The sequence below is a fragment of the Tahibacter soli genome (assembly GCF_025717065.2).
GTDB classification, from domain to species: Bacteria; Pseudomonadota; Gammaproteobacteria; order Xanthomonadales; family Rhodanobacteraceae; genus Tahibacter; species Tahibacter soli.
Map to the genome: position 1 here is coordinate 190,875 of NZ_JAOVZO020000015.1, position 17,916 is coordinate 208,790.

Genomic DNA, 17,916 nt, shown 5'->3' on the forward strand with positions numbered 1-17,916 from the left:
TTGTTGCCGCAACCGGCTTAGCGCTGGCGCGCTTTGAAGCGCGGGTTGCTCTTGCAGATCACGAACACCTTGCCGCGGCGGCGCACGATTTTGCAATCGCGGTGGCGCTGCTTCGCGGACTTCAGCGAATTCAGGACTTTCATGGGGTAGCTCCTCGAAACAGCATTGCAAAAGACGGGCGAGCATACGCGCCCTGTCGGTCGATTGCAAGCCTTTCAGCCCTAAGGCGCTGGATTTGTTGCGTATTCAGCGCCGATAGGCCGACGCGAGCGTGTTCAGGTGCACGCGCTCGCCGTCGCGCAGGAACGGCGCGATCAGCAGCATCACCTGATAGATGCCCTGAGTCAGGTCGTCCTGGTTCGGGTCGGCGCGCGAATTGCGCACGGCGTTGAAGTTGAGCCAGAACGTGGTCAGCAGCAGCACGTTTTCGGCGCTCGCGCGGATCTCGTCCGGCGTCGCCCGCATGATGCCGGCGGCGGCGAGGCCCTTGAGCACGCCGGTCGCGCTCGTGCCCGCGCGCGTGAGCATGCGGCCGAAATGCATCTTGAGCTTGCGGTTGCGCGAGAGGATGTCGACGAGGTCGCGGTACAGGAACCGGTAGTCCCACATGCACTCGAACACGAGATGCAGCTGCAGCCAGACGTCCTCGAGATTCGGCAGGCGCTCGGTCGGCACCGTGAGCGCCTGGTCCATGCGCACTTCGTAAGCGCCGAAGAGCTGCTCGACGATGTCGTCCTTGTTGCGGAAGTGGTAGTACAGATTGCCCGGGCTGATCTCCAGCTCGTCGGCGATGTGGTTCGTGGTGACGTTCGGTTCGCCTTGCGCGTTGAACATCGCAAGGGCGACTTCGAGGATGCGCTCGCGCGTACGCCTGGCCATCAACGGTCTCCGCGCGTTGCGGCTGTATGGCGCTTCAACCGCCGAGCTTCTTCACCAGGTCGATGTACTTCTGCATCGCTTCTTCGTTCTTCGTGCCCTTGAGCTTCGCCCACGCCTCGTACTTGGCGGTGCCGACGAAATCGAAGAAGCCCGGCTTCGGTCCCGACACGTCGCCGGACGAACCCTGCTTGTACAGCGCGTACAGCTTGAGCAGCGTGTCGTTGTCCGGGCGCTCCGGCAAGTTCATCGCTTTCTTCGCGGCATCTTCGAACTTCGTGGTCAGGTCGGACATGATCGCTCTCGGTTATCGGTGCGTTGCGTTCTTATTGCCGCGACTCGACGCCGCGGCCCGGCGTCTGTCGCGCGCCGTGAGGCGGAGCTATATCACGCGTACCGGACAGGGTCAACGCGCTCGCGCAGCCGTTTCAAACGACGGTGCGAACAGGCTTGGAATGTCGCTCTTTGCAGGTCTATCTTATGCGCCGAAGGGAACGGCGCACCGCCGTCTACGAATCGCCGCCAGCGCGAGCATGAGGGGAACAGCATGACCTATTTCGTTACCGGGGCCACCGGTTTCATCGGGCGCCATCTCGTTGCCAATCTGCTCAAGCGCAAGGGCACGATCTACTGCCTCGTGCGCAAGGGATCGAGCGAGAAATTCGAGGCGCTCAAGGAAAGCCTCGGCGCCGACGACAAGCGGCTGGTCGCGGTCAACGGCGATCTCGCCAAGCCCAAGCTCGGCGTGTCGCCGGCCATGCTCAAGACGCTGACCGGCAAGGTCCAGCACTTTTTCCATCTTGCCGCTTTGTACGATCTTTCCGCCGACGCCGAGAGCCAGCACGCGGCGAACATCGACGGAACGCGCCATGCGCTCGCGCTCGCCGATGCCGTCAAGGCGGGCTGTTTCCACCACACGAGTTCGATCGCCGCGGCCGGCCTGTATCCGGGCGTGTTCCGCGAAGACATGTTCGACGAGGCCGAGGAACTCGACAATCCTTACTTCCGCACGAAGCACGACTCGGAAGGGCTCGTGCGCAAGGAATACGCGCGGCCGTGGCGCGTCTACCGGCCCGGCATCGTCATGGGCAATTCGAAGAACGGCGAGATCGACAAGATCGACGGCCCGTACTATTTCTTCCGCCTGATCAAGAAACTGCGCCAGACGCTGCCGCCGTGGATGCCGACGGTCGGTCTCGAAGGCGGGCGGCTGAACCTCGTGCCGGTCGACTGGGTCGCCGATGCGATGGACCACATCGCGCACAAGCCGGGGCTCGACGGCCACTGCTTCCATCTCACCGATCCCGCGCCGCGCCGCATCGGCGAGGTGCTGAACCTGTTCGCGCGCGTGGGCCATGCGCCGCAGATGACGATGCGCCTCGACGCGCGCATGTTCGCGTTCATTCCGAGCGGCATCCGCTCGGCGCTCGGCAACCTGCCGCCGATCCGCCGCTTCACGCAGGTGATCCTGCGCGACCTCGGCATTCCGCGCGAGGTGATGAAATACATCAACTACCCGACGCGCTTCGACTGCCGCGAAACCGAGCGCGCGCTCAAGGGCTCGAAGATCAAGCTGCCGAAGCTCGACGACTACGCCTGGCGTCTGTGGGACTACTGGGAACGCCATCTCGACCCCGACCTCTTCGTCGACCATTCGCTCGCCGGCAAGGTCAAGGGCCGCGTCGTCGTGGTGACCGGCGGCTCGTCGGGCATCGGCAAGGCCGTGGCGCTCAAGGTGGCCGGCGCCGGTGCGAAGGTCGTGATCTGCGCGCGTGGCGAAGAAGAACTCGCCGCGACGAAGAAGGAGATCGAAGCGGCCGGCGGCGTGTGCCACACCTATGTCGTCGACCTGTCGGACGTCGCGTCGTGCGACACGTTCGTCAAGCAGGTGGTCGCCGACCACGGCGGCTGCGACGTGCTCGTGAACAACGCGGGCCGTTCGATCCGCCGTTCGATCGCGCTGAGCTTCGACCGCTTCCACGACTTCGAGCGGACGATGCAGCTCAACTACTTCGGCGCGCTGCGGCTGATCATGGGTTTCCTGCCGTCGATGTCGGAGCGTCACCGCGGGCACATCATCAACATCTCGTCGATCGGCGTGTTGACGAACGCGCCGCGCTTCTCGGCCTACGTCGCCTCGAAGGCGGCGCTCGACGCGTTCTCGCGCTGTGCGCAGGCGGAGTATTCCGACCTCGGCATCAACTTCACGACGATCAACATGCCGCTGGTGAAGACGCCGATGATCGCGCCGACGAAGATGTACGACCACGTGCCGACGCTGAGCCCGGAAGAGGCGGCCGATCTCATCGTCGAGGCGATCATCGAGCGGCCGGTGCGCATCGCGACGCGGCTGGGCGTGTTCGCGTCGATCCTCTATGCGCTGGCGCCGCGCGCGTACGAGATCATCATGAACAGCGCGTTCCGCCTGTTCCCGGATTCGGCCGCGGCGAAGGGCATGGCCGGCCGCGGCGAAGCCGAGCAGCCGACGAACGAGCAGATCGCGGTGGCGGCGTTGATGCGCGGGGTGCACTGGTAAGGCGTCGCGGAATCGGCGTTCCTCGCCCTCGAGCGCGTCGCGCTCGAGGGTGCTTGAGCGAGTGACGCAATCATAAAAAAGCCCGCCGGCCAAGGCGTCCGGGGGAGGGATCCGGGTGCCTCGTGTGGCCGGCGGGCTATAAAACCGGTCCGGCGCTCTTCGCGCCGGACGCTACAGGTGACGCTTACTCCGCCTTCGCGCGCGTGCTCTTGCGCGCGGCCGGCTTCGCCGCGCCGCCGTTGAGCTTGCGGATTTCGCGCGAGAGTTCTTCGACGCGCGACGCGAGTTCGTTCAGTTCCTTGCGGCCCGGCACGCCGAGCTTGCCGAGCGCGCGCGAGACGCGGTCCTCGAACACTTTCTCGAGCTTGTCCCAGGTTTCCTGCGTGCGTTCCTTGACCTGGTTGACGCCGGACTCGACCGCGCCGCGCACTTCGTCGGCCTTGCCGAACGCGAGCTTGCGCGTCTTCTCTTCAAGGCTCATGCCTTCCTTGACGAGATTCTCGAACAGCTTGGTGCCTTCTTCCTGCGCCTTGGCGAAGGCGCCCAGGCCCGCAAGCCAGATCTGCTGCGCCGATTCCATGATCGACTTGCCGAGGTTTTCCGCCGGCTTCTCGGCCGGCTTGGCCTTCGACTTCAACTTCGGTTTGCTCATGACGCCCTCTTCGATAGGAGACGGGATGCGCGCACGCGCTTCCCGACGGTGCCGCGAAGTCTCGTTGCGCCGCCTAGAATAAACACACTATCAAGCGCTTGGCTTGCATCGAGTTCGAGTTCCTCCGGGACGCGTGCCTTTCCACAACCCCGCATTCGTTCGCTGCGCCAACGACTGCCGCCCCCTTGACTCAAGGGGGCTTCGCAATACTTCGTATCTTTGTTTATTTTTGTTGGCGCGCGCTGCGGCTCGGCCGCGCCGCCTTCGCGCGCGCCGTCGCGGGCTTCGGCACCACGAGTTCGTCGAGTTCGTCGAGCGCGCGGCGCAGGCGCGACGTCGACGGCGTCTTGCGCGCCGGCTTGTCGACGAGTCCGTCGCGGAGGCCGCGCGCTTCGTCGTCCATGATCGCGGCGCGGAACGCGAGGTCGTGCCGCGCGAGCACCGGTTCGAGTTCGGCGCGGCGCGCGCGCAGGTCGGCGAGCGTCGAGCGGTAGGCGTGCTCGGCCACTTCCTCGCGATTGGAATAGCTGAACACGTTGCTGAAGAACATGCGCATGTCGTCGGCGTTCGGCTCGAACAGCACGATGTCGGCGCCGTCGTAGTGACGCGCGTACTTCGAGAGGCTCGCCTGCATGCGCGACTGCAGCATGGTGCGGAACGTCTGCGACAGGATCGCCGGCAGGCCGCCCTCGACGAGGCTGTCGGGCGCGTCGTGGCCGTTCGACTGGGCGCGCGTCGCGTCGAACGGCACGAGCGGATTGATGCCGATGACGATGTCGGCGCCCTCGTCGAGCGCGACCGAGGCATGCAGCGTCCGCTGCAGCGCGCCGTCGACGTAGTACTTGCCGCCGATCTTCACCGGCGGATACAGGCCGGGCAGCGCCGCGCTCGCCTCGATCGCGAGCGAGATCGGCACGTCGTCGTAGCCCTCGGCGCCGAAGCGCACGGCCTTGCCGCTGTCGAGTTCGACCGCGATGACGTAGAGCTTGCGTTCGAGCTCGCGGAAATCGTTGCTGCGCCCGCCGCTCGTGAACACGCCGCGAAGGAAGTCCTCGATCGCCTGGTTGTCGAACAGGCCCGTCGGCAGCAGGCTGCCGAAGCGCATCAGCGTGTCCGACACGTTGAGGTCGAACGGGTTCTTCGCGATCGCGCCGAACCAGTCGAACAGCATGCGCGGCACGTGCGCGGCGCGGCGCAGGTACTCGAACATCGCCGGGCGCGCGAACACTTCGGGCCTGAAGCGCGCCTCGTGCGAGTCGCCGGTGAGGAAGATGCGGCACATCTCGGCGGTCGACAGCCGGTTGGCGAGGCCCGCGGCGAGAAACGCGCCGGAGCTGACGCCGACGTAGACGTCGAGCGCGTTCATGTCGACGCCTTCGATCGCCTCCTCGATCGCGCGCAGCGCGCCGAGTTCGTACATGCCGCCGATCAGGCCGCCGCCGGCGACGGCGAGGCCGATGCGCGCGGGCGCCCGGCGTTTGCGCGGCTGCCGTGCAGCCTGGATCACGAGCATGAGGGACTTCGATTCGAGGAGGTGGCCGATTGTAGCGGTCGGCCGCGACGCGACAAGCCGCACTGCGGCATCGCCGCCTGCGACCTTCGTCGAGCCCGCCGTCGCGCGCCGGCGAGGCCGCTATGTGCCGTTGGTCATGCCGTGCCGAAATGCTGGTCGAGGCGCTTTCGGATCTCGCTCTCCACCGCGGGCTTCAACATCGACAGCAGGAACCCGAGTTCGGCGGTGACGTGCACCTCGTTCTTAGCGAGCGCGATCTTGCCGTTCACGCCGCTGCGCTCGAAGTGCAGCACGTTGCCTTCCCAGCCGTAGGTGAGGTCGAACTTCTTGGCGATCTCCTTCGCGACGTCGGTGACTTTTTCCTTGGCTTCCTTGAGCGGCTTCTTGTGGGCGTGGCGGATGTCGATGCTCGGCATGAGGGCTCCTGTCGTCTCGTCGGCGCGTACTGCCGGTCCGCGCGGCTTTGCACTATGATGCATGAGTCGGCGTCGGGCGTAACGATCGGGGCGTTGCATCCGGCCTTCAACCGCCGTGCACGGAAACGGCACCGGGCGGGCGAAAGGGCAGGCGTGACGGCGGAGCGATCGTGCGCGACACGGTCGGCGCCCGAAGGCTGCCGACGGTCGGATCGGGCACTAAGGGGACGGAATGCGCGCAAGGTCGGTGTTGCTGGCAGTGCTGGTCGCCGCGCCCTGCGCGGCGCCGGCGGCGACGATCGAAGGCCGGATCATGCTGTACTCCGACGGCAAGCCGCTGCGCGCCGAAGAGGCCGCCGAAGCCGTCGTCTACTTTCGCCCCAGCGCGCCCGGCCCCGTCTCAGCCGCGGCCAAACCCTACACGATGACCACGCAGCGCAAGCAGTTCGTGCCGCGCATCCTGCCGGTCACCGTCGGCAGCACGGTCGAGTTTCCGAACCAGGATCCGATTCTTCACAACGCGTTCTCGACGTCGAAAGACAATGCGTTCGACATCGGTCTGTACGGCCAGGGCGAGGGCAAGGCGCAGAAATTCGACCATGCGGGCTACGTGCGCGTGTACTGCAACGTGCACCACTCGATGGTCGGCCACATCCTCGTGCTCGACACGCCGCATTTCGCGCACCCCGACGCGCAGGGCGCGTTCAAGCTGACCGGGCTGCCGGCCGGCAAGGGCGACCTCGTCGTGTGGTTCGACCGTGCGACGCCGTGGCACCAGGAAGCGACGCCTGGCCAGGGCGGGCCGGTCGAAGTGCGGCTCGACCTGGCACAAAAGAAGATTCCGCCACATATGAACAAGTTCGGAAAGCCGTACGGCAGGACTCCCGATGGCGGCTACTGAGGCGCCGCATCGGCAGGCCGGTTTCGCGCTGCCGCTCGCGCTGCGGTTTTTTCTCGCGACCGCGCTCCTGATCGTACTCGCGCTCGGCGCGGCCGTCGTCGTCACCTACGTGCAGGGCCAGCGCATCGCCGCGCAAGCGGTCGACAAGTCGCTCGACACGAGCGCGGCCGTGCAGCGCGAGGCCGAGCAGCGTCGGCTCGAACAGCTCGAACTCGGCCTGCGCGTGATCGCGTCGGACGCGAACTTCGTCAAGTACATCGCCGACGCGACGAGCGCGAGCAGCCTGCCGGGCCTCGGCGGCGACGCGGCGCCCGACGTCGCGTCGATGCGCGACCTTCTCGGCGACCGCCAGAAGGAATTCGGCTTCGACCTCGGCATCCTGCTCGACGGCAAGGGCGACGTGCTCGCGCGCACCGACCAGACCGAGGCGTTCAAGGAATCGCTCGCGGCCGACAGCCTCGTCGCGCCGGCGCTCAAGGATTCCACGCCGTTCAGCGGCTACTGGCGCCAGAGCAACAAGCTGTACCAGGCCGCGATCGTGCCGCTCGCGCAGGACCAGAACGTCGTCGGTTTCCTGCTGCTGGCGCTCGCGGTCGACGACGCGCTGGCCAAGAAGGTGGCCAAGGTCAGCGGCGCGCAGATCGCGTTCGTGATGCCGGTCGGCGGCAAGCAGGAGCTCGTCGCGAGTTCGTTCGACGGCGCGCAGGTGGCCGAACTCAAGAACGCGCTCGACGCGGGTTTCGACGCGAAAGCCGTCGGCGCCGGCGCGCGGCTCAATCTCGACGCCGGCGGTCATGCGTGGGTCGCGCGCGCGGCGGCGACCGCGGCGCCCGGCGAGGCCGATCTCGGCACCGTGCTCGTGCTCGCGTCGGCCGACCAGATCGTCGCGAGCTACCAGTCGATCTTGAACAGCGTGCTGTTGGCGGGGCTCGCGTCGCTCGTCGCGGCGCTGCTGCTGTCGTTCGTGATTTCCAAGGGCATCCTGCGGCCGGTCAGCGCGATGGCGCAGGCGGCCGAGGAGGCCGCCGCCGGCAATTTCGCCACGCGCATCGGCAGCGAGGGCAAGGACGAACTCGCACGGCTCGCGCGCGCGTTCGATTCGCTGCTGTCCGACCTGCGCGAAAAAAGCGACATGGAAGGCTACGTCGGCAATCTCGCGCGCTTCCTGCCCGAACCGGGGCAGGACGGTGCGCCGGTCGTCGAAGTGCGCACGCGGCCGATGCCGCAGCCGGTCGCGCCGCGGCGCGAGCCGCTCGCGCTCCTGGGCCTGGAATTTCGCGACCTCTTGACGCTGCCGGCCGAAACGCCGCCCGAAGACGTGCTCGCCGCGCAGCTGCGCGTGCAGCGCGTGCTCGACACGGCCGCCGCCGCGGTCGGCGCGACCGGCCGCGCGTCGGGCGGCGCGCGCTGGCTGTTCGCACTGGCCGGCGAGCGGCGCCTCGTCGATGCGTTGAGCCTGTTGCGCGAAGTGCTGCAGGCGGGCGGCAAGGCGCCGGCCGCGGCGCTCGCCGACGGCGCGATGGTGCGCGGCGCGGCGGGCAGCACCGACAGCCTGATCGGCGCGCCGCTCGTGCAGATCGACCGGCTGCTGTGCGACGCCGGGGCGGGGCAGCTGCTCGCGTCGCGCCAGACCGGCGACGCCGTGCGCGCCGTGCTCGGCGCCGACGCGATGAGCGCGGCGACGGGCGCGTTCAGCGGCAAGCAGTTCTATGCGCTGAACCCGGCCGTGCTCGACCGCGTTCCGGCCCCGCTCGCGCCGGCCGCGGCCTCGTCGCCCGATGCGACCGTGCGCCGCGACGCCGTGGGCGCCGCGACCACGCCGCGTTCGAGCGAGGCCGCGCGGCAACTTCGCGACAATGGGGAATTGGCGCCGGGTTCCACGTTGGGAGGACGCTACCGCGTGCTGTCGGTGCTCGGTGCCGGCGGCATGGGCGTCGTCTACAAGGCCCACGATCTCGAACTCGACGACATCGTGGCGCTCAAGATGTTGAAGCCCGGCGCGCTGATGGACGCCGAGCAGCTCGATCGCCTGAAAAGCGAGATCAAGCTCGCGCGCCGCATCACGCACCCCAACGTGCTGCGCACGTTCGACTTCGGCGAGGTCAACGGCCTGCCGTACATCTCGATGGAATACGTGCGCGGCATGACCTTGCGGTATCTCCTGCGCGAGGCCAAGCGCGTGCCGTATTCGGCCGGCCTGCGCATCGCGCGGCAGCTCGCGGCCGGGCTCGCGGCGGCGCACGAGGTCGGCGTGCTGCATCGCGACATCAAGCCCGAAAACCTCATCCTCGAGGCGAACGGCAACGCCAAGCTGATGGACTTCGGCATCGCCCGTCCGGTGCGCCGTTCGATGCCCGGACACACGCAGCCCGGCACGTTCCTGGGGACGCCCAACTACTGTGCGCCGGAGCAGCTCGCCGGCGAAGAAGTGGACGAACGTGCGGATATCTATTCCTGCGGCGTTCTCATGACGGAGATGTTTTGCGGCGCGCTGCCGTTTTCCGGGTCGAACACGATGGAGATCTACATGGCACAGATGCAGCAGGAACCGGCCAGGCCGTCGGCGCTGTGGCCCGAAATTCGCCCGGAACTCGAAACGCTGATCGTCCGCTGCCTGAAGCGCAGCGCGGCCGAGCGCCCGGCCAGCGCGGCGGAACTCGCCGCGGCCCTGTCGCAGCTGAGGGCCTGACGATGCGCGCGATCGTGCTGTACGCAGGGTTGTTGCTCGCCGCCGGCGCCGCCTCGGCGCAGGACGGCATTCTCGCCGGCAGCGACGCGGCCGACGCGCCGGCCGCGCGCTGGAGCTGGTTCGGCGATTTCCTCGCGCGCTACGAACACACCGACGGCCTGCCGAACAATCGCGACGCGCTGCATCGCACGCGCGCCCGCGCACGGCTCGGCGGCGAATACGCGGCGATGCCGACGCTGAACTTCGGCGCGGCGATCAAGCTCGCGCAGGGCAGCGATCACAATCGCGACAACCGCATCAACAACGACAACGAGCGCAGCGACGGCGCCGGCATCGACCAGCTGTACCTGCGCTGGCAGCCGGGCGACAACACGCGCGTGCTCGTCGGCAAGGCGCCGCTGCCGTTCGAACTGACGCCGCTCGTCTGGGACGCCGACCTGCGTCCGGCCGGCGCGAGCGTCGTGCAGCACGTGCCGGTCGGCGACTTCGACCGTTTCGAGATCGGCGCCGGCGTGTTCCGCGGCCAGCACCTGTACGACGACGACAGCCGCATCGCGGCGGTGCAGGCCGGCTGGCGCTGGCGCGAAGGCGCGCCGACCGGCGCGGGTATACTTCTGACGTATCTGGATTTCAGCAATCTGGAACAACTCACGTCGCAGGGCCTTGCGCGTACGAACCGGCGCGTGGCCGGCACCAACCGCCTGGTCAGCGACTATCGCCTGCTCGACCTGCAGCTGATAGGGCGCACGAGCGTCGGCTCGTGGCCGCTCGAAGCGCGAATCGACCTCGTGCGCAATCTCGGCGCCGACGACCGTCGCGACGGTGCGCGATTCAGCCTCGTGCTCGGCGATCGCCGTCGCGCCGGGGGCTGGGAGTTCGGCTATTCGAACCAGCGCATCCAGCGCGACGCGGTGATGGCCGCGTTCAACGAGGACGACTGGTGGTTCCACAGTTTCGCGCACGGCTACATGCCGTGGGTCGGCTACGGGTTCGACGACAACTGGAGCCTGCGCGTGGCCGGCTTCCGCGAGTTGCGCGAGGGGCTCGACGAGCATACGCAGCGGGTCGTCATCGATCTGGAATCGCGTTGGTAATGCGCCGGTCGCAAGCCGTGCTAAATTGCCGCCGCACAGACATACGGAGCGGGTCGTTCGACTGATGGAAATACGTGCGCGCTTGAGTTTTCCCAACGGAGAGCACCGAGACGTCGTGCTCGGTTCCGGTGCCTGCGGCATCGGTTCGGGTGCGGACAACCAGATCGTGCTCAAGGGGCCGGGCATCCAGCCGCAGCATGCGCGCATCGAAGTCGACGGCCGCGGCCTGACGCTCAACGTACTCGACCCGCGCGCGCGAACGCATCTGAATGCGCGGCCGGTGCGCGAGAAGGGCATCCTGCGCCTCGGCGACGTGCTCAGCATCGATACCGTGCAGATCATGGTCAAGCCCGACCGCGACGATGCGGTCCGCACGTCGGTGCCCGCGCACGATGCCAGTACCGAAGCGCCGGAAACCCGTGCGCGCATCGTGCCGGCGAAGGTCGTGCTGCGCGGCGTTTCCGGCAGTCACTTCGGCCGCATCGTGCCGGTGCGAACGCGCCTGACGATCGGCCGCGGCTCCGAATGCGACCTCGTGCTCGACGAGCCGGAGATGTCGCGCCGTCACGCGGTAATCGAAAACGCCGGCGACGGCGTGTATCTGCGCGACCTCGGTTCGTCCAACGGCACGTTCGTCAACGGCGTGCAGGTGCGCGACGCCGTATTGCATCCGGGCGACCAGATCGCGTTCGACCGCAACCGTTTTCTGCTCGAGGCGCCGGGCTTTCCGTTGCGCGGGCAGGATACGACCGACCGCGTCGCGTCGCAGACGCCGCAGATCACGCAGACGATGCAGGCGGTCAACGTGCCCGAGCCGAAGAAGCCGGACGCGGCGCCCCCGCCGGCCGCGTCGTCGAACCGCAGCGACATCTGGTGGCTGATCGCCGCCGCCGCATTGATCGGCGCGGCCATCGCGCTGCTGCTGATGTTCGGCTTCTAGTGTCCTGTCCGATGAGTTCGCATGAATGCTCGCGACGTCTTTGGCCGCGACTCGTCGTTGCGCTTCCTCGCCGTACCGCCGGTACGACTCGTCAGCGCGCCTGGATTCGCGACCAAAGCCGCTCGCGAGTTCTTCAAGCAACTCACCGGACAGGACACTAGGCCTTTCTCAGCGCGGCGGTCCAGCGCGCCCACGGCAGCCGCGCGAGCATCAGCACGACGAAGATCGCGAGATAGACGAGCGGTTCGCGCACGGCGATCTTTTCGCCCGACTTCACCAGCCACAGAAAGTGCAGCACGCCGAGCAGCGCGCAGACGTAGACGAGCCGGTGCAGCAGCTGCCAGCGCCGGCCGAGCCGGCGGATCATGCCCTTCGTCGACGTGAGCGCGAGCGGCACGAGCAGCAGCCACGCGGTGAAGCCCACCGTGATGTACGGCCGCTTGACGATTTCGACGAACAGCTCGCTCCAGAACCCGCCGAGATCGACGACGAGATAGATCGTCAGGTGCAGCGTGGCGTAGAAGAACGCGAACAGACCGAGCATGCGCCGGTAGCGGACGAGCGCATTGACGCCGGTCAGGCGGCGCAGCGGCGTGACCGCGAGCGTAACGAGCAGGAATCGCAAAGCCCAGTCGCCGCTGCGATGTTCGAGCTGCGCGACCGGATCGGTGCCGAGCGTCTGCTGCCACACGTCCCAGGCGAGCCACAGGAACGGCGCGAGACAGGCCAGAAAGACGAACGGCTTGGTCCGCGCGATCGCGTCGGTGCGCATCAATAGTTCGCCTTGAGGTCCATGCCCGCGTACAGCGAGGCCACCTGGTCGGCGTAGCCGTTGAACGGCAGGGTCGCGACGCGGTTGCCGAACAGCGACGAGCCGTCGCCGGCGATGCGCCGCTCGGTGCGCTGGCTCCAGCGCGGATGGTCGACCGCGGGGTTCACGTTCGAATAGAACCCGTATTCGCGCGGACCGGCCATGTTCCACGACGTCGGCGGCTGCCGTTCGGTGAATTCGATGCGCACGATCGACTTGGCGCCCTTGAAGCCGTACTTCCACGGTACGACGAGACGCAGCGGGGCGCCGTTCTGGTTCGGCAGCTCGCGCCCGTACAGGCCGACAGCGAGCATCGCCAGCGGATGCATCGCCTCGTCGATGCGCAGGCCTTCGCGATACGGCCAGTCGAGTACGCCGTAGGCGAGGCCGGGCATCTCGTCGCGCCGCGCGACGGTGGTGAAGGCGACGTATTTCGCGCGGCTCGTCGGCTTGAACCGCGCGAGCACGTCGGCGAGCGGCACGCCGACCCACGGGATCACCATCGACCATGCCTCCACGCAGCGATGCCGGTAGATGCGTTCGACGAGATCGGTCGGCTTGACGAGGTCTTCGAGCGCGAACGTGCCGGTGACCTCGGCGTGGCCGGCGATCTCGACCGACCACGGCTGCGGCTTGAACTTGCCGGAATGCTTCGCCGGGTCGTCCTTGTCGGTGCCGAACTCGTAGTAGTTGTTGTAGCTCGTCGCGTCGCGCCAGCTCGTTTGCGGGTCGGTCGCGTCGTACGGGCTCGGACGCTTGACGTTGTCGAACGCCTTGCCGGTCGGCGGCGCGGCGGCGGTCTTCGCGTCGGCGTCGCCGTTCGAACCGCAGCCGGCGACCAGCAGCGGCAGGCCGTAGCCGAGCGCCTTGAGCCAGCGGCGGCGGTCGCGGTAGACCGCCTCGTCGGTGATGTCGGACGGTGCGATACGGATGTCGTCGAATCGTGGCATGGCGGGCTCCGGGCGAAGCGGGCGGCGGGCGCCCGGCTCAGCGTACTGGCAGATGTGTCGAGATTGTCAACACGGACCCGGATTCTGTGACAGTTCTTTCGCGTCCGCCCCGTAGCGCGCCGACACCCGCTCGATATACTCGCTTGCAATGGGATCGGCGCACATCCAACTCGCGGCGGCGTTTCGGCTGTCCGACAGCCTCGTGCTGATCCTGGACGCGGCCGACGGCACCATCGTCGATGCGAACCCGGCGCTCGAGCGCACGCTGGGCTGGTCGCGCGACGAACTCGTCGGCTGCCGGCCGCTCGACATCGGCCTGTGGCCGTCGGTCGAGGCGCGTTCGCTGATCTGGGCGCGCCTGCGCGGCGAGCGTCGCATCGTCAACGAGCCGCTGCGCTTCGCGCGGCGCGACGGCACGATGCTCGGCGCCACGCTGCAGTGCGAACTGATCGACTACGACGATCGCGTGCTCGTGCTCGCGATCGCGCAGCTGACGCATGCCGATCCGCGGCCCGACGCCGCGATCGACGCGTCGAGCTACCGCTCGCTGTTTCTCGCCGCGCGCGAGGGCATCTACCGCAGCCTGCCGACGGGCGGCATGATCGACGTGAATCCCGCGTATGCGAACCTGTTCGGCTACGACTCGCCCGAACACATGCTGCGCGATTTTCCGCGCGTGACGCGCGAGCTTTACGTCGACGCCGCGCACGCCGACCGCATCTACGGCGAACTGTACGAAAAGGGCCGCATCGCGAACGAACGCGCGCGCGTCTACCGGCGCGACGGCAGCGTGATCTGGATCAGCGAGAACGCGCGCACGGTGCGCGATGCCGAGGGGCGGCTCCTGTTCTTCGAAGGGTCGATGGTCGACATCACCGACGAGGTCGCGGCCGAGGCGTGCCTGCGCCAGTCCGAGGCGCTGTATCGTATTCTTGTGGACAATTGCCGCGACGGCGTGTTTCTCATTCAGCGCGGCAAGGTCGTGTTCACCAACGGCGCGATGGCGGCGATGCTCGGCTACACGGTCGACGAGCTGACCGGCAGCGAATACATGAACCTCGTCGCGCCCGAGTCGCGCGAGGCGCAGACGCGCCGGCGCGCCGAGCGCGAAGCCGGCTCGCGCGAGGCGCAGGGCTACGAGATCCAGATGCTGCGCAAGGACGGCACGCGCCGGCTCGTCGAGGTGCGCGCCGATCCGGTCGAGTTCGACGGCGACATCGCGAGCACCGGCACCGCGCGCGACGTCACCGACGAACGCGCGAGCCGCGTCGCGCTGGCCGAGGCCGAACGCAAATTCCGAAAACTGTTCGAGCATTCGGTCGTCGGCCTGTTCCAGAGCCATCCGGACGGGCGCATCCTCGAGGCGAATCCGGCGTTCGCGCGCATGACGGGCTATGCGTCGGCGGCGCAGTTGCTCGCGTCGGGCACGCGGGCCGGCGACATCTACGCCGACGCGAACGAACGCGTGCGCCTGATGCGCCTGCTCGAACGGGAAGGCCGGTTCCGCGACGAGGAAGTGCGCTTCCGCCGCAGGGACGGCAGCGAGCTGTGGGTGTCGGCCGACGCGCATCTCGTGCGCGACGCGGACGGCGCCGTGCTGCACATCGAAGGGTCGACGCAGGACGTCACCGCGCGGCGCGACGCCGAGCGCGCGCTGCGCCGCTCGGAAGAGCGCTATCGTCTGCTGGTCGAGCACAGCCAGGCCGCGGTCTATGTCATGCGCGACGACCGCTACACCTACGTCAATCAGATGTTCGTGGCGCTGAGCGGCTACGAGGAGCACGAACTCGTCGGCATGCACTGGCGCGAGCTCGCTACGCCCGAAGGTCTGCGCATCATCGAGGAACGCCTGGCCGCGCGAGCGCGCGGCGAGCCGGTGCCGCACGACTACGAAACCTGGCTCAGGCACAAGGACGGGCGCGAGCTGCGCGTGAACGTCAGCGCCGGCGTGTTCCGCCTCGACGACGTCGACTACTTCAGCGGCACGCTGCGCGACGTGACCGAGCGGCACCGCTTCGAACGCGAGCTCGAACGCACCGCGACGCACGATGCGCTGACCCAGCTGCCGAACCGCGAGCTGTTCGACCGGCTGATGGCGCGGCGGCTCGAGCACGCGCGCGCGACGTCGCGCTTCGACTACGCGATGCTGTTTCTCGATCTCGACGGCTTCAAGTTCGTCAACGACAGCCTCGGCCATGCCGCCGGCGACCGCCTGCTGGTCGCCATCGCCGAACGCCTCGCGGCGAGCCTCGGCGACGGCGGCGTGCTCGCGCGCTACGGCGGCGACGAATTCACCGTGCTGCCGACGGCCTCGTGCGACGCGGCCGCGGCCGAGGTCGTCGCGCGGCAGATGCTCGCCTCGCTCGCCGAGCCGTTCGAGGTCGACGGTCATCGCATCTACACCGGCGCGAGCATCGGCATCGTGCTCGGCGCCGACGCGTATTCGACGCCGCAGGAAGTGCTGCGCGACGCGGATACGGCCATGTACCGCGCCAAGGCGCGCGGCAAGTCGGGCTACGTCGTGTTCGACGAGGCGATGCACGGCGAGGCGCGCGCGCGATTCGCGCTCGAAACCGACCTGCGCCTCGCGTTCGAGCGCGGCGAGTTCGACGTGTGGTACCAGCCGCTGGTCGACTTGAGGAGCGGCGCGCTCGTCGGCTGCGAGGCGCTGCTGCGCTGGCGCCATCCGAGCCGCGGCCTGCTGCTGCCGCCGGATTTTCTCAACGTCGCCGAGGAAACCGGCCTGATCGTGCCGATCGACTGGTGGATGCTCGAACGCGCCTGCACCGATCTTGCGCGCTGGCGCCGCGACTATCCGGCATTTTCCCATTTGCACGTCAATGTCAATGTGGACGACCGGCAGTTTTCCGAGCGCGACGTCGCGAGCGGCGTCGGCGACGTGCTCGCGCGCACCGGCCTCGCGCCGTCGGCGCTCGCCCTCGAAGTGACCGAAACCGTGTTCCGCACCGGCCGCAGCAAGGCCGAAACGATCCTGCGCGAGGTCAAGGCGCTCGGGGTCAGCCTCGTCGTCGACGATTTCGGCACCGGCTATTCCTCGCTCGATTCGTTCGCGTCGTCGCCGTTCGACGCGCTCAAGATCGACCGCGGCTTCGTGCGCGACATGGAATCGAACCGGCGCCACCGCGCGATCGTGCGCACGATCGCGGCGTTCGCCGAAGACCTCGGCCTCGCGCTGACGGCCGAAGGCGTCGAAACGAACGGGCAGGCCGAACTCCTGATCGCGATGGGCGTCGATACCGCGCAGGGATTTCTCTACGCCCCGGCGCTGCGTGCGCATGAAATGGAATTGCTGCTCTCGGCGGGCTCGGGGCTCAAACGCCGGGCGTAGCCGAGCGCGGTGCTCGGGGCCTTATGCACGCCGGTGATAGCGGGCATTGCCTTGATGCTGCGTCGCGGCATAATGCGGTGAAGATCGTCGAGGAGCAGTGCCCCGTGAGTCGCGGTTACAACTTCAGCGCCGGCCCCGCCGCGCTGCCGGAAGCGGTGTTGCGCCGCGCGCAGGCCGAATTGCTCGAATGGGACGGCGTCAGCGCGTCGGTGATGGAAGTGAGCCATCGCGGCAAGGATTTCATGGCGATGGCGCAGCGCGCCGAGGCCGACCTGCGTTCGCTCATGACGATTCCTTCCAACTACCATGTGCTGTTTCTGCAGGGCGGCGCGACGCAGCATTTCGCGCAGATCCCGATGAACATCGCGCGGCGCGACGAGCGCGCCGACTACGTCGTCAGCGGCGACTGGGGCGAGAAGGCCGTGCGCGAAGCCGGCCCGATGGTAAAAGTGCACGTTGCGGCAACGTCGGCGGCGAACGCCCACACCGCGCCGCCGCCGCGCGACACGTGGGATCTCGATCCGCACGCCGCCTACGTGCACTACACGCCGAACGAAACGATCCGCGGCGTCGAGTTCATGGACGTACCGGACGTCGGCGACGTGCCGCTCGTGGCCGATTTCTCTTCGTCGATCCTGTCGCACCCGGTCGACGTGTCGAAGTTCGGCCTGATCTACGCCGGCGCGCAGAAGAACATCGGCGCAGCGGGTCTCGTCGTCGTGATCGTGCGCGACGATCTTCTGGCGCGCAGCCCGAAGGACATCCCGAAGATATTCAGCTACGCCGAGCATGCGGCGAACGGATCGCTGCTCAACACGCCGAACACGTTCGGCTGGTATCTGTCGGGCCTCGTGTTCGAATGGATCCGCGACAACGGCGGCGTTGCCGAAATGGCCCGGCGCAACCAGGCGAAGGCCGATATGCTGTACGGCTACATCGACGGCTCGGGCTTCTATCGCAACCCCGTCGACCCGGCCGCGCGCTCGCGCATGAACGTGCCGTTCACGCTGCCGGACGCGCAGCTCGACGCGGCGTTTCTGCGCGAGTCGCACGACGCGGGCCTGCTCGCGCTCAAGGGCCACAAGCTCGTCGGCGGCATGCGCGCGTCGATCTACAACGCGATGCCGATCGAGGGCGTGCGGGCGCTCGTCGATTTCATGCGCGACTTCGCGCGGCGCAACGGCTAACG

The 17,916-nt window shown here is 67.8% G+C and carries 15 protein-coding genes; 7 read left to right on the forward strand and 8 right to left on the reverse strand.

Annotated elements, in window-relative coordinates; all coding sequences use genetic code 11:
- Positions 1–17: 17 nt before the first annotated feature.
- The 3 genes from ykgO to OD750_RS11010 all read right to left on the reverse strand — a co-directional run bounded on the left by ykgO (position 18) and on the right by OD750_RS11010 (position 1,171).
- Positions 18–143, reverse strand: a complete 126-nt coding sequence (gene ykgO / locus OD750_RS11000; protein WP_263544760.1) for a type B 50S ribosomal protein L36 — start codon at positions 141–143, stop codon at positions 18–20.
- Between the two features lie 103 nt (positions 144–246).
- Positions 247–879 carry a TetR/AcrR family transcriptional regulator gene (locus tag OD750_RS11005; RefSeq protein ID WP_263544761.1) on the reverse strand — a complete coding sequence of 211 codons (633 nt, stop codon included), beginning with the start codon at positions 877–879 and terminating at the stop codon, positions 247–249.
- Between the two features lie 34 nt (positions 880–913).
- Positions 914–1,171, reverse strand: coding sequence for an acyl-CoA-binding protein (locus OD750_RS11010; protein WP_263544762.1), 258 nt, complete (start codon positions 1,169–1,171; stop codon positions 914–916).
- Between the two features lie 252 nt (positions 1,172–1,423).
- Here OD750_RS11010 and OD750_RS11015 point away from each other — a divergent pair, with 252 nt between their 5' ends.
- Positions 1,424–3,412: an SDR family oxidoreductase gene (locus tag OD750_RS11015; protein WP_263544763.1), complete on the forward strand. Its 1,989-nt coding sequence runs from the start codon at positions 1,424–1,426 to the stop codon at positions 3,410–3,412.
- A gap of 184 nt (positions 3,413–3,596) precedes the next feature.
- Here the strand turns inward: OD750_RS11015 and OD750_RS11020 are convergent, their stop codons facing one another.
- From OD750_RS11020 to OD750_RS11030, 3 genes are all read right to left on the reverse strand, one after another.
- Positions 3,597–4,064 (reverse strand): phasin family protein, encoded by a 468-nt coding sequence (locus OD750_RS11020; protein ID WP_263544764.1) that lies wholly within the window; start codon positions 4,062–4,064, stop codon positions 3,597–3,599.
- A 223-nt stretch (positions 4,065–4,287) separates the two neighbouring features.
- Positions 4,288–5,577 carry a patatin-like phospholipase family protein gene (locus OD750_RS11025; RefSeq protein WP_263544765.1) on the reverse strand — a complete coding sequence of 430 codons (1,290 nt, stop codon included), beginning with the start codon at positions 5,575–5,577 and terminating at the stop codon, positions 4,288–4,290.
- 134 nt (positions 5,578–5,711) lie between these two features.
- Positions 5,712–5,993: a polyhydroxyalkanoic acid system family protein gene (locus OD750_RS11030; protein ID WP_263544766.1), complete on the reverse strand. Its 282-nt coding sequence runs from the start codon at positions 5,991–5,993 to the stop codon at positions 5,712–5,714.
- A gap of 232 nt (positions 5,994–6,225) precedes the next feature.
- Here OD750_RS11030 and OD750_RS11035 point away from each other — a divergent pair, with 232 nt between their 5' ends.
- From OD750_RS11035 to OD750_RS11050, 4 genes are all read left to right on the forward strand, one after another.
- Positions 6,226–6,894, forward strand: a complete 669-nt coding sequence (locus OD750_RS11035) for a cupredoxin domain-containing protein (protein WP_263544767.1) — start codon at positions 6,226–6,228, stop codon at positions 6,892–6,894.
- Positions 6,881–9,583 (forward strand): serine/threonine-protein kinase, encoded by a 2,703-nt coding sequence (locus tag OD750_RS11040; RefSeq protein ID WP_263544768.1) that lies wholly within the window; start codon positions 6,881–6,883, stop codon positions 9,581–9,583. The genes OD750_RS11035 and OD750_RS11040 overlap by 14 nt, the downstream gene beginning before the upstream one ends.
- 2 nt (positions 9,584–9,585) lie before the next feature.
- The gene (locus OD750_RS11045) at positions 9,586–10,677 is read left to right on the forward strand and encodes a putative porin (protein WP_263544769.1); all 1,092 of its coding nucleotides are present in this window, start codon (positions 9,586–9,588) and stop codon (positions 10,675–10,677) included.
- Positions 10,678–10,792: 115 nt separating this feature from the next.
- On the forward strand, positions 10,793–11,617 hold the full coding sequence (locus OD750_RS11050) for an FHA domain-containing protein (RefSeq protein WP_263544770.1): 825 nt from the start codon (positions 10,793–10,795) through the stop codon (positions 11,615–11,617).
- Positions 11,618–11,774: 157 nt separating this feature from the next.
- On the opposite strand, the gene OD750_RS11055 is transcribed toward OD750_RS11050, so the two are convergent.
- A complete protein-coding gene (locus tag OD750_RS11055; protein ID WP_336407559.1) occupies positions 11,775–12,389 on the reverse strand; it encodes a protein-methionine-sulfoxide reductase heme-binding subunit MsrQ in 615 nt (204 codons plus the stop codon).
- Positions 12,389–13,378, reverse strand: a complete 990-nt coding sequence (gene msrP / locus OD750_RS11060) for a protein-methionine-sulfoxide reductase catalytic subunit MsrP (RefSeq protein ID WP_263544771.1) — start codon at positions 13,376–13,378, stop codon at positions 12,389–12,391. Before msrP ends, OD750_RS11055 begins: the two co-directional genes overlap by 1 nt.
- Before the next feature lie 148 nt (positions 13,379–13,526).
- Here msrP and OD750_RS11065 point away from each other — a divergent pair, with 148 nt between their 5' ends.
- Together OD750_RS11065 and serC are read left to right on the forward strand one after the other, a co-directional pair.
- Positions 13,527–16,727, forward strand: a complete 3,201-nt coding sequence (locus OD750_RS11065) for a PAS domain S-box protein (RefSeq protein WP_263544772.1) — start codon at positions 13,527–13,529, stop codon at positions 16,725–16,727.
- 104 nt (positions 16,728–16,831) lie between these two features.
- Positions 16,832–17,914, forward strand: a complete 1,083-nt coding sequence (gene serC, locus OD750_RS11070; protein WP_263544773.1) for a 3-phosphoserine/phosphohydroxythreonine transaminase — start codon at positions 16,832–16,834, stop codon at positions 17,912–17,914.
- The last annotated feature ends 2 nt before the right edge of the window (positions 17,915–17,916 follow it).

What these genes read in the sequence shown, in the direction of transcription:
- OD750_RS11045 (WP_263544769.1), top strand. Translation starts at nt 9,586, where the DNA reads ATGCGCGCGATCGTGCTGTACGCAGGGTTGTTGCTCGCCGCCGGCGCC.
- OD750_RS11025 (WP_263544765.1), bottom strand. Translation starts at nt 5,577, where the DNA reads ATGCTCGTGATCCAGGCTGCACGGCAGCCGCGCAAACGCCGGGCGCCC.
- OD750_RS11030 (WP_263544766.1), bottom strand. Translation starts at nt 5,993, where the DNA reads ATGCCGAGCATCGACATCCGCCACGCCCACAAGAAGCCGCTCAAGGAA.
- OD750_RS11055 (WP_336407559.1), bottom strand. Translation starts at nt 12,389, where the DNA reads ATGCGCACCGACGCGATCGCGCGGACCAAGCCGTTCGTCTTTCTGGCC.
- msrP (WP_263544771.1), bottom strand. Translation starts at nt 13,378, where the DNA reads ATGCCACGATTCGACGACATCCGTATCGCACCGTCCGACATCACCGAC.
- OD750_RS11020 (WP_263544764.1), bottom strand. Translation starts at nt 4,064, where the DNA reads ATGAGCAAACCGAAGTTGAAGTCGAAGGCCAAGCCGGCCGAGAAGCCG.
- OD750_RS11015 (WP_263544763.1), top strand. Translation starts at nt 1,424, where the DNA reads ATGACCTATTTCGTTACCGGGGCCACCGGTTTCATCGGGCGCCATCTC.
- OD750_RS11035 (WP_263544767.1), top strand. Translation starts at nt 6,226, where the DNA reads ATGCGCGCAAGGTCGGTGTTGCTGGCAGTGCTGGTCGCCGCGCCCTGC.
- OD750_RS11010 (WP_263544762.1), bottom strand. Translation starts at nt 1,171, where the DNA reads ATGTCCGACCTGACCACGAAGTTCGAAGATGCCGCGAAGAAAGCGATG.
- OD750_RS11005 (WP_263544761.1), bottom strand. Translation starts at nt 879, where the DNA reads ATGGCCAGGCGTACGCGCGAGCGCATCCTCGAAGTCGCCCTTGCGATG.
- ykgO (WP_263544760.1), bottom strand. Translation starts at nt 143, where the DNA reads ATGAAAGTCCTGAATTCGCTGAAGTCCGCGAAGCAGCGCCACCGCGAT.
- OD750_RS11040 (WP_263544768.1), top strand. Translation starts at nt 6,881, where the DNA reads ATGGCGGCTACTGAGGCGCCGCATCGGCAGGCCGGTTTCGCGCTGCCG.
- OD750_RS11065 (WP_263544772.1), top strand. Translation starts at nt 13,527, where the DNA reads ATGGGATCGGCGCACATCCAACTCGCGGCGGCGTTTCGGCTGTCCGAC.